General features: G+C 35.1%; 15 protein-coding genes. 2 read left to right on the forward strand and 13 right to left on the reverse strand.

Annotated features, from left to right (window positions below):
• Positions 1-3 precede the first annotated feature (3 nt).
• Positions 4-2,076: a polysaccharide lyase family 8 super-sandwich domain-containing protein gene (locus BN863_RS15015; RefSeq protein WP_038531986.1), complete on the forward strand. Its 2,073-nt coding sequence runs from the start codon at positions 4-6 to the stop codon at positions 2,074-2,076.
• Positions 2,077-2,176: 100 nt separating this feature from the next.
• Here BN863_RS15015 and scpA read toward each other — a convergent pair whose 3' ends face one another.
• The 8 genes from scpA to mce all read right to left on the reverse strand — a co-directional run bounded on the left by scpA (position 2,177) and on the right by mce (position 11,776).
• Positions 2,177-4,315, reverse strand: a complete 2,139-nt coding sequence (gene scpA / locus BN863_RS15020; protein ID WP_038531988.1) for a methylmalonyl-CoA mutase — start codon at positions 4,313-4,315, stop codon at positions 2,177-2,179.
• A 71-nt stretch (positions 4,316-4,386) separates the two neighbouring features.
• Complete coding sequence (locus BN863_RS15025) at positions 4,387-6,201, reverse strand: methylmalonyl-CoA mutase family protein (RefSeq protein ID WP_038531990.1); 1,815 nt, start codon at positions 6,199-6,201, stop codon at positions 4,387-4,389.
• Positions 6,202-6,221: 20 nt separating this feature from the next.
• Positions 6,222-7,508, reverse strand: coding sequence for an acetyl-CoA hydrolase/transferase family protein (locus BN863_RS15030; RefSeq protein WP_038531992.1), 1,287 nt, complete (start codon positions 7,506-7,508; stop codon positions 6,222-6,224).
• Between the two features lie 39 nt (positions 7,509-7,547).
• Positions 7,548-8,870 (reverse strand): sodium ion-translocating decarboxylase subunit beta, encoded by a 1,323-nt coding sequence (locus BN863_RS15035; RefSeq protein WP_038531993.1) that lies wholly within the window; start codon positions 8,868-8,870, stop codon positions 7,548-7,550.
• Positions 8,871-8,931: 61 nt separating this feature from the next.
• Complete coding sequence (locus BN863_RS15040) at positions 8,932-9,360, reverse strand: biotin/lipoyl-containing protein (protein ID WP_038531994.1); 429 nt, start codon at positions 9,358-9,360, stop codon at positions 8,932-8,934.
• A 40-nt stretch (positions 9,361-9,400) separates the two neighbouring features.
• Complete coding sequence (locus BN863_RS15045) at positions 9,401-9,784, reverse strand: OadG family protein (protein WP_051774873.1); 384 nt, start codon at positions 9,782-9,784, stop codon at positions 9,401-9,403.
• Positions 9,784-11,343, reverse strand: a complete 1,560-nt coding sequence (locus BN863_RS15050; RefSeq protein WP_038531997.1) for an acyl-CoA carboxylase subunit beta — start codon at positions 11,341-11,343, stop codon at positions 9,784-9,786. The genes BN863_RS15045 and BN863_RS15050 overlap by 1 nt, the downstream gene beginning before the upstream one ends.
• A 25-nt stretch (positions 11,344-11,368) precedes the next feature.
• Positions 11,369-11,776 carry a methylmalonyl-CoA epimerase gene (gene mce, locus BN863_RS15055; RefSeq protein ID WP_038531999.1) on the reverse strand — a complete coding sequence of 136 codons (408 nt, stop codon included), beginning with the start codon at positions 11,774-11,776 and terminating at the stop codon, positions 11,369-11,371.
• A gap of 175 nt (positions 11,777-11,951) precedes the next feature.
• Between mce and BN863_RS15060 the strand changes: the two genes are divergently transcribed.
• Complete coding sequence (locus BN863_RS15060; protein WP_051774874.1) at positions 11,952-13,325, forward strand: mannosyltransferase; 1,374 nt, start codon at positions 11,952-11,954, stop codon at positions 13,323-13,325.
• Positions 13,326-13,549: 224 nt separating this feature from the next.
• Here the strand turns inward: BN863_RS15060 and BN863_RS15065 are convergent, their stop codons facing one another.
• From BN863_RS15065 to BN863_RS15085, 5 genes are read right to left on the reverse strand one after another with little or no spacing between them, the layout of a single operon-like run.
• On the reverse strand, positions 13,550-13,777 hold the full coding sequence (locus BN863_RS15065; protein WP_038532002.1) for a hypothetical protein: 228 nt from the start codon (positions 13,775-13,777) through the stop codon (positions 13,550-13,552).
• Between the two features lie 25 nt (positions 13,778-13,802).
• Entirely contained in the window at positions 13,803-14,120 is a 318-nt protein-coding gene (locus BN863_RS15070) for a hypothetical protein (RefSeq protein ID WP_038532003.1), read from the reverse strand.
• A gap of 17 nt (positions 14,121-14,137) precedes the next feature.
• Complete coding sequence (locus BN863_RS15075) at positions 14,138-15,112, reverse strand: deoxyhypusine synthase family protein (RefSeq protein ID WP_038532004.1); 975 nt, start codon at positions 15,110-15,112, stop codon at positions 14,138-14,140.
• Positions 15,102-16,040: an agmatinase gene (gene speB / locus BN863_RS15080; RefSeq protein WP_038532006.1), complete on the reverse strand. Its 939-nt coding sequence runs from the start codon at positions 16,038-16,040 to the stop codon at positions 15,102-15,104. Before speB ends, BN863_RS15075 begins: the two co-directional genes overlap by 11 nt.
• Positions 16,030-17,430: a type III PLP-dependent enzyme domain-containing protein gene (locus BN863_RS15085; RefSeq protein ID WP_038532008.1), complete on the reverse strand. Its 1,401-nt coding sequence runs from the start codon at positions 17,428-17,430 to the stop codon at positions 16,030-16,032. The genes speB and BN863_RS15085 overlap by 11 nt, the downstream gene beginning before the upstream one ends.
• Between the last annotated feature and the right edge of the window lie 87 nt (positions 17,431-17,517).

Genomic DNA, 17,517 nt, shown 5'->3' on the forward strand with positions numbered 1-17,517 from the left:
TTTATGAGACTTTATCGTTGCTTAATACTTGCTATAATCTTTTTGTGTAATCAATCTATTTATGCAACCGACATAGATAAACTCAAGCAAAATCTAAAAGACTTTTATTTACTGGAAACTATTAGTGATAATGAAGTGGAAGCTTTACTTAATAACATGTCTACAGATTTTTCTTTTCCAGATATCGATTACACCTTGCATCGCAGAAGTAATTGGACACCTAAACAACATCTTACAAGATTAGTGTCTTTAGCAATTGCTTTTGAAGATGTAAATAGTAAATTTTATAACTCAGATACATTGGCTACGACTATAGTTGGCGCTTTAAACTTCTGGAGTTATAATAATTTTTATAGCGACAACTGGTGGCTTTCAGAAATTGGTATTCCTCAAAACATTGGTCCTACTCTAATACTTTGCGAATCTATTATTCCAGATTCTACAATGACGAAGTCCTTAAAAATTATGGATAAGTCTAAAATATACATGACTGGGCAAAATAAAACGTGGCTTAGCGGTAATGTGTTTATGCGTGAACTCTTACGCGCAAACGACACTTTAATTCGTACTGCTGCCAATACCATTAAGTCCGTATTGATTCCATCTGCACCTTACCAAGAAGGTATTCAGCCCGATTATTCGTTCCATCAACATGGTCCCCAACCTCAGTTTGGAAATTATGGTTTGCATTTTGCCGAAGACATTATTAAATGGATGTTTATTTTCAAAGAAACAGATATTGCCTTCTCCTCGCAACAAGTAGACTTAATGCGTAATCTCATGTTCGAAGGACAACAAAAAGTAGTCTATAAAGGTAACTACGAAATATTAGCAACCGGACGACAAATTTTTCCTGAATTTGTAGATGGTAAAAAATATCGCGGACCAAAATCCAAAGGTGATTTGTACCAAAGTTTAGAGAGAAAATTTAATCTTTTCGACAGGCATAATAACCCCAAACATGCTCCTAGTGAATATATACATTTTCGTAATTCAGATTATAGTTTATACCGAACAGACACCTTTTTCTCAGCCGTTAGAATGTCGTCTCAACGCGTTATCGGAGCGGAAGCTGGAAACGGAGAAAATCAACTTGGATATTACTTAGGCGATGGCACGCAGTTAATTTATCGGACTGGGAACGAATATGAAGGTATTTATCCAGTCTGGGACTGGAAAAGATTACCAGGTACGACTACAGTACAAGACACCGCTAAACTTCCCGTTTTAACTTGGGATGGTTATAAAAACAACTCCTATTTCACGGGTGGATTAAAAGGTAAAAAAGTAAGTCTTACGGCGTTTAAATACCGCAGAGATAGTCTGCAAGCAAATAAATCGTACTTTTTTGTAAACAATAAAATTTACGCTCTAGGCTCCGGAATTTCTACCAATAGACACTTTAATGTAACCACAACCGTAAACCAAAGTTTAAAACAAGGGCCAATTATTGTAAATAAAAATAAGGCGATTATCTCCTCGGTTTGGCATGATAGTATTGCTTATATAAATTTAGGTAAGCAACAATTCCATGTGACACACGAGACACAAACTGGCAGTTGGAAAAGAATTTTAACTTGGCATTCCGATAGTCTTATTTCTAAGGCCGTCTTTAATTTAGAAGTGAATCATGGGCTTCAACCTATAAATGAAAAATATGCCTATGTAAGCGTTGTAGGTGTATCTAAAGACGACGTTAATAAGGTTATTGAAGATGAATTAGGGCACATAATAGCACACACCAATAAAGTACACGCTATAAGTTTTAATAACGGACAAACCATTTCAATTAGCGCGTTTGAACCTTGTGAGATTAAAATAGGAACGCATCAGAAATTAAAAATAAAATCTCCGTGTTTACTCAGTTTAACAAAACAAGAACGAGGTTGGCTCATTGAAGCTGTAGACCCAACACAACAATTATCTAAATTATCTTTTGAAATTAGCGGTAAATATACGCTTCAGAATCAAGGAAATTCTAAAATAAAAGGAGATATTACAGTATTTGATATCGTTACTCCAGAAAGCGTTTATGAAAAAGGAAAAACGCAGACAGTTTATTTAGAACAAAAATAAAATGACGTATTCTTCAATCCAAAAGTCTTACTCTAAGAAATATTAACCCCATTACCGACACACATCAGTAATGGGGTTTCTCAACAAATCAATACTTAAATTAAGCCTCTTCGAGCTCTAAGTATTTTTCTAATATAGTTATCGCTGATTTAGAAATTACGGTACCAGGACCGAAAATTGCAGCCACTTTATGCTCTAATAAATAATTGTAATCTTGTTCCGGAATAACACCTCCAGCAAACACCATAATATCTGGACGACCTAATTTAGCAAGCTCATCTATTAATTGCGGAATTAAAGTTTTGTGTCCCGCAGCCAGACTTGAAGCGCCTACAAAGTGTACATCGTTTTCAATAGCTTGTTTCGCTACTTCTTCTGGGGTTTGAAATAAAGGTCCCATATCGACATCGAAACCTAAGTCAGCGAAACTAGACGCAACAACTTTCGCACCTCTATCGTGGCCATCTTGTCCCATTTTAGCAACCATAACACGCGGACGACGCCCTTCAATTTCAGCAAATTTATCGGCTAATTTCAAAGCTTGAGCAAACGTACTATCATCGCTAACTTCCTTACTGTATACACCACTAATAAGTTTTGTATCGGCTTTATGTCTACCAAAATGCACTTCTAAAGCATCAGATATTTCACCAAGTGTTGCGAAGTTTTCTGCGGCTTCAACAGCCAATTCTAACAAGTTTCCTTTTCCTGTTCCAGCACAATCGGTTAAAGCTTTAATTTTTGCATCTACTACAGCTTGGTCCCTATTATCTCTCAGTTTTTTAAGACGTGCGATTTGAGAATCTCTAACTACAGAATTGTCAACTTCTAAAATATCGATAGCCGATTTTTCGTCGGTTTGAAATTTATTCACACCCACCAAAATATCCTGACCAGAATCTAAACGGGCTTGTTTTCTAGCCGAAGCTTCTTCAATACGCATTTTAGGCACTCCGGTTTCAATGGCTTTGGCCATACCACCTAGTTCCTCAACTTCTTCAATAAGTTTCCATGCTTTTTTAGCAATCTCTTTGGTTAAATACTCCACATAATAAGACCCTGCCCAAGGATCTACAGCCTTAGTCATTTGGGTTTCATCTTGAATATAAATCTGAGTGTTACGTGCAATTCTAGCAGAGAAATCTGTTGGTAATGCAATAGCTTCATCCAACGCATTGGTGTGTAAAGATTGTGTTCCTCCCAAAGTTGCAGCCATAGCTTCTACACAAGTTCTAGCCACATTATTAAATGGATCTTGCTCACTTAAACTCCATCCAGAGGTCTGACTATGCGTACGTAACGCCATAGATTTAGGGTTCTTTGGATTGAATTGTTTTATAATTTTCGCCCACAACATACGAGCTGCACGCATTTTAGCAATCTCCATAAAGTGATTCATTCCCACAGCCCAGAAAAATGATATTCTAGGTGCAAATTCATCAATTTTTAATCCTGAAGCTAAACCGGTTCTAATGTATTCCATACCATCGGCCAATGTGTATGCCAACTCAATATCGGCAGTAGCACCTGCTTCCTGCATATGATATCCACTAATGGAAATAGAATTAAACTTAGGCATGTTATTGGTGGTGTATTCGAAAATATCACCAATAATTTTCATAGATGGCAATGGCGGATATATGTACGTATTACGCACCATGAATTCCTTTAAAATATCGTTTTGTATCGTTCCGCTTAATTGATCTAATGCTACGCCTTGTTTTTTGGCTGCCGCAATATAAAACGCCATAATTGGCAATACGGCTCCGTTCATAGTCATGGATACAGACATTTTATCTAACGGAATTTGGTCGAATAAAATTTCCATATCAAGAATAGAATCTATGGCAACTCCAGCCTTACCAACATCTCCCGTTACTCTGGGGTGGTCTGAATCGTATCCACGGTGTGTCGCTAAATCGAAAGCCACAGACAATCCTTTTTGACCTGCTGCAAGATTACGTCTGTAAAACGCATTAGATTCTTCTGCAGTAGAAAACCCTGCATACTGACGAATAGTCCAAGGACGCAATGCATACATAGCGCTATACGGCCCTCTAGTAAACGGTGGCAACCCAGAAACAAACTGTAAATGTTCTGCATCGTCAATATCGTCTTTAGAGAAATGTGTTTTCACCGGAATACCTTCTGGTGTATTCCAAATGGCTTTATTATCTGAAGGCACTGCCTGTTGTTTTACTGCAGTGTCTAATGTTATATTTGAAAAATTTGGTTTCATGTGTTTCTTTTTTTGTTAATTCAATGGTCACATGCTATTTATAATACCTCAACATGAAGGTTTTATAAATGTCACACCGCTTCTTTACTATGTTTCTGAACTTTACGCTGAACGTTAGAAATTGTAAGTATTACATCCGATTTAATATGAATGCAATCATCTAAACCTGCTTTTATAAGTTCGTCTAAAATTCCTACAGGATTCCCCGCTAATAAAAGCACTTTGTCACTATTTATCGCTCTAAAGGCTTCAACAAAAGCTAAAGCATAAGCATCGTAATCTGAATCCGAACTACATATAACCACCACTTGAGATGCAGATTTGGCACTAGCTTCGGCAGCTTCTTGCGCACTTTCATAACTTTTTTCTTGCCATACTTCAAATCCGCTCACGCCTATAAAATCGTATGCAAATGCGGCTCTGGCTTTTCGCATGGTTAGGTTTCCAAAACTTGTAAGTTCTACAATTGGTCGTCTTCCAGCTTCTGTAACAATATCTTCAGACACTTTACGTAAGGCTTCAATTTCTAAAGATGCTCGACGTGGTGTTAATACTTTAGAATTCACTTCTGCTCCTGCAAATAACACATCGGCATTTAAGTGTTCCATTAGGTTTGGATACTTATTAACTCCAACCATTGGCAAACGTCTCTGGCTAATTAATTTTATTTTAGTCTGACGAATTTCTGCAATTTGCTGCTGAATTTTTTCAGCTTCAAAAGCAGTATAGAATCCGCCATCTGCTTCAATCGCTTTAAATAATTCTAATGCTTTTAAGGCCACTTGCGTACTCACTTCTTCAACATAATAAGACCCATCTACAGGATTAGCCACTTTTCCGAAGTAAGATTCTTCTTTTAAAATGGTTGTAATATTTCCTGAAATCCGACTTGAAAAATCTGAAAATTCATTGAATTCTTTATCGTAAGCATCGACTAGAACCCCATCTACATTTCCAAGAATAGCCGACATGGTTTCTGTTGTTGCACGTAACATATTGGTATGTGCATCGGTGACAGATTTGGTCCAAACAGATGTTTTTGCCGTTAATGTAAACTTGAAATGTGTTACTGCGTACGTTTCAGCTATTTTGTGAACTAAACTATTTAAAGCCCTGTATTTACCCATTTCAACAAAATATTCAGAGCCAATAGCCAATTGAATATGTAGCGTATTAAATACCGTTTTAGCGTTGACATTGTAGGCTTCTAATTGCTCTATAACGTGTACCAAAGCATTAAAAGTGAACGCGATTTCTTGAACTTGATTTGCACCTGAATCTAAAAATGCAGTTCCTGAAATACTCACGGTTTTAAAGTTTGTAAATCCTGTTCCTAAATCGATTACCTTAGATAATGTTTTAAAAACTGGCCCCTCTAAACGTCCTGTAGTCACATAATTTGAAACAACACCAAGGTCGAAGTATCCATTTAAATTACTTTTATCTGATACATTTTGTTCTGCATAAGCAAAGAAATTTGTTGCAAAGGCTAACGCATATTCTCCTAAAACAAAAGATACTGTAATGGTATTTAAATCGATACTTTGTAACAAAGTGGCCACATCGGTTTCCGTTTTTATTTGAAACACCAATCCGTTTATACCTTCCTTAATTGCTTTTAAAGCCAAAGTATTTCCTTGTGCTGCTGAAGCGACCTCGACACTTCTATAATTGACTAATGCCTGAGCATTTTCACCTGTGTTTTTAAGATATTTTATAGAGTCTTCGGTAGTATATAAAGGCTGAATATCAATCCCGTTTAAATTTCTCCAAACTAATTTTTTATTGAAATCTCCACCTTTTAAATCTATGTTTACTTTTTCCAACCAAGCGTCTTTTGTCACAGGACCAAACTCGGAAAAAAGTGTTTTATTTTTAGTACTCATACGATGTGTATTTAGTGTGATTAAATCATAACGCTACTTCCGAACCTTTCAAAAATAGCTTTATCTAATTCTTCTCTATAGTCAGGATGCGCAATGTCTCTTAAGGCCATGGCACGCTGTTTTAAGGTTTTACCAAAAAATTCGGCGACACCATATTCTGTAACGACATATCTGGCATGCGCTCTAGTGGTAACTACACCAGCACCAACTCTTAAAGTTGGAACAATTTTAGAAACCCCTTTTAAAGTTCTAGAATTTATGGCAATTATAGGTTTCCCGCCTTCAGACAAGGCTGCCCCTCGCATAAAGTCCATTTGTCCGCCAACACCAGACAACATTCGTGTCCCGATAGAATCTGCACAAACCTGCCCCGTAATATCAATTTCTATAGCCGAGTTTATTGCGGTTACTTTCGGATTCTGCCGAATTACAGCAGTATCGTTAACATACGCAATATCCAACATTTCAATCTCAGGATTATCGTCCATAAAATCGTAAAGTCGTCGCGTTCCCATTGCAAATCCAGATACAATTTTATTTGGATTTACTTTTTTATGGGCCCCATTCACGATACCCTTCTCCACCAAATTTACGATTCCTTCAGAGAACATCTCGGTATGAACGCCTAAATTTTTGTGATTAGTGAGGTACGTTAATACCGCATTAGGAATACCTCCAATTCCCATTTGTAAGGTTGCGCCGTCATCTATAATTCCGGCAACATTTTTACCTATGGCTTTTTCTTCTTCTGAAGGTGCCACAAATTTCATTTCGTAAAGGTCTTCATCAACCTCAACACAAGCTGAAAATCGGCTAATATGCACAATGGCATCTCCGAAAGTTCTTGGCATTTTAGGATTAATCTGGGCGATAATTGTTTTTCCCCTTTCAATACCTGAAATTACAATATCTACAGATACACCTAACGAGCAAAACCCGTGCTTATCTGGTGGCGACACATTAATTAAAACAACATCTAAGTTCATATATCCTTCACGAAACAAACTTGGAATATCACTTAAAAACACCGGTATATAATCGGCTGTAATTCCAATCATCTTTCTTATGTTTCCTCCTATAAAAAAGGCACTCGTATAAAAACTATCTTTTAATTCTGGCGCAACATATCCACATTCGCCTTCTGTATGTAAATGCACAACATTTACACCTCGCAATTCTGGAGCTCTAGCTACCATTGCTTTAATTAACGCTTGAGGTGTTGCCGAACCACCTTGAATTAAAATGCGATCTCCCGATTGTATTAATTTTACTGCATCTGCTGCAGACATGTTATTAGGAATGTTCATAATCTTAATGTTTTAAATTGACATGACGATTAACTTATTTTATCCGAAAAAACTTAGAATAATACCCGCAGCAATTGCCGAACCAATAACACCAGCAACATTTGGTGCCATAGCGTGCATTAATAAGTAATTCTGCGGATCTGCTTTTAAACCTTCTGCATGTACAACACGTGCACTATCTGGAACGGCAGACACCCCAGCAGCTCCAATTAACGGGTTAATTTTTTCATCTCCTTTTAAGAATAAATTCATAAACTTAGCAAACAACAATCCTCCCATGGTAGCAATTACAAATGATATCGCTCCTAAACCGAAGATTAATAATGAATCTTTAGTGATAAAGATATCTGCTTGCGTAGATGCTCCCACGGTAACCCCTAGAAGGATGGTTACTATATCTATTAATTTAGTACGTGCTGTATCTGCTAAACGTTCTGTTCTTCCAGATTCTTTTAATAAATTTCCAAAGAATAACATTCCTAATAATGGCAATGCACTTGGAGAAATAAACGTGGTTAACAATAAAGCCACAACTGGGAAAATCATTTTTTCTTTTTGAGAGACAGCTCTTGGCGGTTTCATTCTAATTAAACGCTCTTTTTTAGAGGTAAGCAGTTTCATAATTGGCGGCTGAATGACCGGAACCAATGCCATATAAGAATAAGCGGCAATAGCGATAGGTCCAATTAAGTTTTTAACCGTTGTGCCGTCGGGTAAAACATTTATACCATTCGCTAATTTAGACGATAGGAATATGGCTGTAGGCCCATCTGCTCCTCCAATAATTCCTATTGCTCCTGCTTCTGGTAAATTAAAACCTAAGTAAAGTGCTCCTAAAAATGTTGCGAATACACCAATTTGAGCAGCACCTCCTAGAAGCATTAATTTAGGATTTGCAATAAGCGACGAGAAATCTGTCATGGCACCAATGCCTAAGAATATTAGAGGCGGATAAATACCTTTTACCACTCCAAAATATAAATAATTTAACACCGAACCTGTTTCGTAAATTCCTGTCTGATTTCCGGCGACAAAAGGAATATTTCCTATAATAACACCAGCCCCAATAGGAATTAATAGCAACGGTTCGTAATCGAATTTAATGCCGAGGTAAATAAACACTATACCAATAATAATCATGATGATATTCCCACCAGCTGCATTAGCAAAGCCTGTGTATTGATAAAACTGCTTGATACCGCCTAAGGCTTCAGAAACAAAACTTCGTTCTGAATAATTGTCTTGTGTAGATACCGAAGTTGTTGCTGTCGTGTTTGTTGCCGAGCTAAGACTTAATCCTAATGCAGGTCTGATAAAAACTAGCAAAGACAGCACTCCAAATATTAATATTACTTTCTTCATTTTTTTCTGTTTTTAAACATCGTAATACATTTAAAACTAAAATGTACACGTCTGTTAATGCCTATTCTAATTCTATCATTACTTCACTCTGTAAAACTTGCTGTCCGACGGTAACGTTAATGGCCGATACGACTCCCGATTTATCAGAAGTAATGTTATTTTCCATTTTCATAGCTTCTAGCACAAGTAATAAATCACCAGATTTAACGGTGTCTCCAACTTTTACATTTAGACTTAAAATAACACCAGGAATAGGCGCTGTAATTTTTGTACTTCCAGAACCTGAGCTAGGATTTTTAATTTTAACAGGCTCTGGTGCGGCTTTAGATGCTGTGCGAACAAGCGTTGGTGTTTTAACCGTTTTAAGTTCCTCCTTCATTTTAACCGAATACTTGGTCCCGTTTACCTCTAAATCTATAATGTTATTTTCTTGCGAAACAATTCTAACACTATAACTGTTTTCATTTATATTGAATGTGAAATTTTTCATATTTTGATGTCTTTAAATATTCAAAAAAATTAACCTTTAACTACCGCTTATTATACACGCTGTAAATTTTAGAACTCCAAGGTGAGTAGGCTTTACGTGCTTGTTTAATAGTTAGTATTGCATTTTCGTGATCATGTTGTTCGTTTAAATGCAAGTGGATAGCAGTAGAAATTGCTGCAGCAATTTCACCAGTAAAATCTTCATTTACTTTAGGCGAAATCTCTGAGATTTTTCTATCTGGACCTTTAGAAATAAGCTTATATATATAAAGCATTAAAGGCAAGGCGTATTTAAAGAATAAGGTTAAAATAATTAACCCCGTAAACACAATTAATAAACCCGTTACCAATACAATATAACCTTCCTCAATAGGGTCTACAGGAATTGCTTCTTTAACTTGAATTAATGTTAATAGGTATCTCATTACAGTGGAATATTAGAATGTTTCTTTGGAGGGTTTACCTCTTTTTTATTCGCTAACAACTCTAGAGCTCGTACAATTCTAAATCGTGTATTTCTAGGCTCGATAACATCGTCTATAAAACCATATTTTGCAGCCACATACGGATTAGCAAATTTGGTATTGTACTCATGTTCTTTTTCGTTGATATAAGTTTGTTTCTCACCAGCATCTTCTATTTTTCTAATATTAGACCCTTCTAAAACCTCTACTGCTCCTTTTGCTCCCATTACCGCAATTTCTGCAGTTGGCCAGGCGTAGTTTAAATCGCCTCGTAATTGTTTACAACTCATTACATCATGAGCTCCACCATACGATTTCCGTAATGTTATGGTTACTTTTGGCACAGTAGCTTCACCATAAGCGAATAGTAATTTAGCCCCATGTAATATGATTCCTGAATATTCTTGCCCCGTTCCTGGTAAGAATCCTGGTACATCGACTAAAGTGACAATAGGAATATTAAATGCGTCGCAGAATCGTACAAAACGGGCGGCCTTTCTAGACGCTTCGCAATCCAATACACCTGCATAATATTTAGGCTGATTAGCCACAATACCAACAGAACGCCCATTAAATCTTGCAAATCCAACAACTATATTTCTAGCATAATCTCTATGTACTTCTGTAAATTCGCCATTATCTGTTAGTATAGAAATAACATCCACTATATCGTAAGGCTGATTGGCATTTTCTGGAATAATACTATTTAAAGCATCGTCTTTTCTATCTATTGGATCTATACACGGAATTGAAGGTGCATCTTCTAAATTATTAGATGGTAAATAGCTTAATAACTTTCTAATTAGCAATAAATTTTCTTCGTCATTATCGGCTAAGAAATGAGACACTCCAGATTTTGTAGAATGAATTTTTGCACCACCTAACTCTTCTGTGGTCACTTGTTCTCCTGTTACCGATTGTACAACTTTAGGTCCTGTTACAAACATATAACTGGTTTGATCGGTCATGATTGTAAAATCTGTTAATGCCGGAGAATATACTGCTCCACCTGCACAAGGTCCTAGTATTGACGATATTTGTGGAATAACCCCAGATGCCATTATATTTCTTTGGAAGATTTCTGCATATCCAGCAAGCGATCTTACACCTTCTTGAATACGCGCTCCTCCACTATCGTTAAGTCCAATTACAGGTACACCTATTTTCATAGCCATATCCATAATCTTACATATTTTTAAGGCATAGGTTTCAGAAAGAGACCCTCCAAAAACTGTAAAATCCTGAGAAAACACATATACAATTCGCCCATCGATGGTTCCGTGTCCTGTAATGACACCATCAGACAAATACACTTGTTTATCTAATCCGAACGATTTTGTTCTGTGTGTAACAAACATGTCAAATTCTTCAAAACTATCATCATCCAATAAAATATCGATTCTCTCACGAGCGGTTAATTTTCCTTTAGCATGTTGGGAATCGATACGCTTTTCTCCACCACCTAATTTTGCTTTTGCTCTTTTTTCAATGAGCTCATTAATTTTTTCTTGATTTGCCATTGTACCTGTTTTACTTGTGTGATCACTATTTATCTTTTGAACAAAGTTCTGTAAGTACGCCTTGAGTAGATTTAGGATGAAGGAACCCGATGTTTAATCCTTCTGCGCCCTTTCTAGACGTTTTATCAATTAAAGTTACACCACGTTCTTCGGCTAATTTTAAGGCTTCAGTAGAGTCGTTAACAGCAAAAGCGATGTGATGCATCCCTTGTCCCTTTTTGGCTATAAATTTGCCTATTGGACCATCTGGAGATGTACTTTCTAATAATTCTATTTTAGTTTGCCCCACCATAAAAAAAGCGGTTTTAACTTTCTGGTCTGCAACTTCTTCAATAGAGTAACATTTTAACCCTAAGACACCTTCATAGTACTTTATAGATTCTTCTAAATTTTCTACTGCAATTCCGATGTGCTCAATATGTGAAATATTCATTTTTTAGTTGTTTATTACGGTTAATTAATAATGTACTATACAAAATTACGCTTTGAATTAAAGATAATTTATGATAGTTATCATGTAAAACAGGCCAATTGACATAGCGATTTCAAACGTTATAAATTACACAATTAACTGTTATACAAGAAATTAAATCGATTACAATTTTATTATGACTGCAAAATATTCTGTTAAAAAAACGCCAATAATTTGGATATCACTTTTTCTTAGCCTAATCCTTTTGTACACCATTTTTGGTTATCATTTAGAACGTACAGAATATTTTAAGTTAATTAGTCTTTATGTCGCATTATTTTTTGTGAGTTTTAAAATCGTGCAGCTAAATAACAAGAATATTAATCTATTACTTATCATTTCACTATTAGCCCGATTTGTATTCTTAATGGCCATACCAAATTTGTCTCAAGATTTTTATCGTTTTATTTGGGATGGTCGGATGATTTTTGAAGGCTTTAATCCTTATTTGCACACCCCAGATTCTTTTTTATTAAAAGGTATTTTCCCTGTAGCTGATGCACAAATTTTATATAATAAAATGGGACCGCTTAGTGCGTCACACTTTACTAATTACCCACCTGTAAGTCAGTTTTGTTATTATGTAGCAGCCCTATTTGCTAAGAATTCCATTTTAGGACCGGTAATCGTGATGCGAATTTTAATTATTTTGGCCGATTTGATGACGTTTTACTTCGGAAGTAAACTTTTAAAAAACCTCAATCTTCCTGCTCATTATATATTTTGGTATATTCTTAATCCATTTATTATAATAGAACTAACGGGTAACTTGCATTTTGAAGGGGTTATGATTTGCTTTTTTGTAATGAGTTTATATCTATTACAAAAACTAAAATGGCAATGGGCTGCAGTTGCTTTTTCACTATCTGTAGCAACCAAACTAATACCTTTAATATTCCTGCCTTTTATATTTAAATATCTAAAACTGAAAAAAGGATTTATGTTTTGCGCCATTGTTGGACTACTAAATATAGCTTTATTTCTTCCGTTTATAAGTTCAGAATTTATCACGAATTATGCAGAAACTGTTGGCTTGTGGTTTAAAAACTTTGAATTTAATGCCAGCCTATTTAACATCGCTAAATCTATTGGATTTAATATAACCGGACATAACGAGATTAAACTCATTGGACCTATAATGGCTGTATTAGTAATAATCTATATTGCTATAACAACTTATAAATCGCCTCTAAAACACATGCGTCAGCTATTAATACATATGCTGTTAGTAATTACTATATATTACTTTATGGCAACTACGGTTCATCCGTGGTATGTTAGCCTACTACTTATTTTAGCTGTCTTTACGGGCTATAAGTTTCCTTTGGTGTGGAGTCTTAGTATTATATTAAGTTACCTTGCATATGCGAGCTCTGATAACACAGAAAATTTATGGGTAATTGCTTTAGAGTACATCCCTGTTTATGCCACCTTTATTTACGAAGTCATCTTAAAAAAACCTATTGGAAACACGAATTACACGCAACAAATATCAGAGCATTCGGTGTAAGATTTATTAATCTTAAATTGCCATAAAGCTAGATTTCCCTTGATAAAACTATTAATTTGAACGAAAACAAATAGAAAATGCATAAAAAAAAAGGGTAACTAACACATCTGTTAATTACCCCTATTGGCTAAATTATTTTCTTACATTTTAAGACAAGAAATCTGTAGCGTTGCTTGATTTATAAAAGCACACTTTAAAATATAATAGTATTTTTTAATGTCGTTTTAAGAAACGAGTTTTAAACTATCTATTCTATAAATAACATCGTCCTTACCAACTGGAACTTCAACAAATGTTATTTTAAATGTTTGATCTATATAACTTTCATCATGTTTTAAATCGAATTGTTTTAAAGCACGTGGATGGATTTCATCGAAAATCATATCCTCTCCATTTTCAAACATAAATGTGTACAATCCGTCTGTATAAGACTGAAAAACAGCAACCTTCATTTTAATTTATTTTTATAATATTTTGTTAATCGTTATCATCGTCTTCATCTACTTCATCCTCTACATCGGTATCTTCAGCTTTTACTTCTTCAAAACCTAAATCATCATCGGCTACATCGTCATCTTCTTCAATATAGTTTTCCATAGCTTGAGCCAAACGCACACCAACTTTAACTAAGTATACAGTGTCTTCTGTCTTAACCTCTACAGCCTCAACAAGTTCATTTTTAGCATTCTTGAAAGAAATAATGTCTGAATCATCATAACCATCAGGAAATTTTTCTACTAGAAGATTTAAGATATCTTCATTTAATTTTTGGTAGTCTACAATTACGCGTTTCATTGTTTTGTTTAAAAGGATTACATATCTAATAAGTAAGCAAAAACTAATGGCGCAACTATAGTTGCGTCACTTTCAATTATAAATTTTGGGGTATCGATATCTAGTTTACCCCAAGTAATTTTTTCGTTTGGAACAGCTCCAGAATACGAACCATAACTTGTTGTTGAATCTGAAATCTGACAGAAATAACTCCAGAATGGTGTTTCAGGACGCTCCATATCTTGATATAACATAGGTACAACGCAAATTGGAAAATCTCCAGCAATTCCTCCTCCTATTTGGAAGAAACCGATTCCGTTTTCTGAATTTGCTGTATACCAATCTGCAAGAAATGTCATATACTCTATTCCAGATTTCATGGTGCTTGCTTTTAATTCACCCTTAAGCACATAACTAGCAAAAATATTACCCATTGTACTATCTTCCCAACCTGGACAAATAATAGGTAAGTTTTTCTCTGCTGCAGCGTACATCCAAGAATCTTTTAAATCAATCTCGTAGTACTCTTCTAACACACCAGACAATAACATTTTATACATATATTCATGTGGTAAATAACGCTCTCCTTTAGCTTCGGCATCTTTCCAAATTTTAAAGATATGCTCTTGTAAACGTCTAAACGCCTCTTCTTCAGGAATACATGTGTCTGTCACTCGGTTTAATCCTTTTTCTAACAAATCCCATTCTTCCTGAGGTGTTAAATCACGATAGTTAGGCACACGTTTGTAATGAGAATGCGCAACAAGATTCATGATGTCTTCTTCTAGGTTGGCTCCCGTACAAGAAATAATTTGCACTTTATCTTGGCGAATCATCTCTGCAAAGATTTTTCCCAACTCTGCAGTACTCATTGCACCTGCTAAAGACACTAACATTTTAGCACCTTTATTTAATTGGTCTTCATACCCTTTTGCAGCATCTACTAAAGCAGCTGCGTTAAAGTGTAAATAATATTTTTCTATAAAATTTGAAATTGCTCCTTTAGTACTCATCGTCTTCTATGAATTTAGATGTGTTATTTTTTTGTGATTTACTTTCAAATGTATTGTCGTATTCATCAGCGATGTTTTCGCCCATAAATTTATAACTCAACATTTTATAATACAATTTTGCGGCTAAAAAATCTGAAGATTTTTCTTTCTTATTCGGACAAAGCTCTACAATGTCGAAACCTACCACGTTTTTTTCTTCAAAAACTTTCTTTAAAAAGTCTAGAGTTTCGTACCAAAATAATCCTCCTGGTTCTGGTGTTCCCGTACTTGGCATGATTGATGGATCGAAAGCATCTAAATCGAATGTAATAAATACATTCTCGGTCATTTGATCAATCGCACTATCCATCCAAAACTCATTCGCAGCCAATTCGTGTGCAAAATATGTTTTTTCTTCATCCATTACCGTAGTTTCCTTAACGTCCATTGAACGAATTCCAACTTGGATTAAATTCGTTGTCTGACTCGCTTCGTAAACGGCACAGGCGTGGTTACAAGTAGACCCTTCGTAAGATTGTCTTAAATCTGCATGTGCATCAATATGCAACACTGTTAAATTATCGAAACATTCGTTAAAGGCTCTAATTGTTCCTATAGATATAGAATGCTCTCCTCCAAAAAGGGTAACAAACTTATTCTTTTTTATATATTTTTTAGTGATTTTATGAACCGCATCTACCATGGCTTCTGGCGAGCTGTTTTCTGTAACAGCATCTGCCAAATACACACCTTGTTGGTAAACTTCGGTTTGTGTTTCAATATCGTAAAGCTCCATGTTTTCCGACGCATCTAAAAAAGCATCTGGCCCTTTATCTGCTCCTTTTTGCCATGTGCTTGTTCCATCGTAAGGCACTGGGATTAAAACAATTTTAGCCGTTTCTAATTTTGCATGGTCTTCTGAAATTCCAGCGTATGTTTTATTGCTCATTGTAACCTAAAATTTTAAGTAAGTCTTCACTTTTTTGTTGTTCACTAAATACTTCTTTAACAAGGTTTCCGTCCTCGTCTCTGTTTATTAAAATATGTTTTGGAGATGGGATTAAACAGTGCTGTAATCCACCAAATCCACCAATTGTTTCTTGGTATGCACCGGTATTAAAGAACCCTATATACAACGGTTTATCTTTATTATACTTTGGCAAATAAATAGCGTTCATATGCTGTTCGCTGTTGTAATAATCGTCGCTATCGCAAGTTAAACCACCTAATAACACACGCTCATAACTTTCGTGCCAACGGTTAATTGGCAACATAATAAAACGTTTGTTAATGGCCCAAGTATCTGGTAATGTTGTAATGAAAGATGAGTTAATCATATTCCACTTCTCACGATCGTTTTGTTGTTTTTGATATAGAACTTCGTAAATGGCACCACCACTTTCTCCTACAGTAAAACTACCAAATTCTGTGAAAATATTTGGTACTTCTACCTCTTCTTCTTCACAAACACCTTTAATTTGGTTTAAGATTTCGTCTACCATATACTCGTAGTCGAAATCGAATCCTAATGAATTTTTAATCGGAAAACCACCACCAATATTTAAACTATCTAAAGTTGGGCAAATTTTCTTTAAAGCTGTATACACTTTTAAACATTTCACTAATTCGTTCCAGTAATAGGCGTTATCGCGAATTCCTGTATTGATAAAAAAGTGAAGCATTTTAAGCTCTACTTTTGGATTGTCTTTTATCTGACGATTATAAAAAGGCACAATGTTTTTGTAACCAATTCCTAATCTAGAAGTATAAAATTCGAATTTTGGTTCTTCTTCAGAAGCAATACGAATTCCAACATTAAACTTACCTTTAATTTCCTGAGACAATAAATCTATTTCCTCGTAATTATCAATTATTGGAATGGCATTTTTATGCCCATTGTTAATTAATCTAGCAATATTAGTTACGTATTGTGCACGCTTAAAACCATTGCTAATTACAAATGTATCATCGGTAATTTTTCCTTCCTTCTTTAAGTTTTCAACAATATCTATATCGAAAGCCGAAGAGGTTTCTATATGAATATCGTTCTTTAAAGCCTCGTTTAACACATGTTTAAAATGAGAACTTTTAGTACAATAACAATAGTTATACTTCCCCTTATAATCGTTCTTTTCTATAGCTTTTGCAAACCACCCTTTAGCACGTGCAATGTTGTTAGATATTTGTGGTAAATAGGTGAATTTTAAAGGCGCACCGTATTCTTCTACCAATTTCATTAAATCTATGTCGTGAAATTCGAGCGTCTTATTTCGTAATTTAAATTCTTCTTGTGGAAAATAAAATGATTGATTTATTAGATCAATATATTTAGTGTTCATGATGTTTTGATATAATAATTAAAATAAAAAATTAAATTACGCAGAGTATCCTGCGTAGCAAAATTAAAAATGTTAACTATTTATCAA

The organism is Formosa agariphila KMM 3901 (genome assembly GCF_000723205.1).
Lineage (GTDB): Bacteria > Bacteroidota > Bacteroidia > Flavobacteriales > Flavobacteriaceae > Formosa > Formosa agariphila.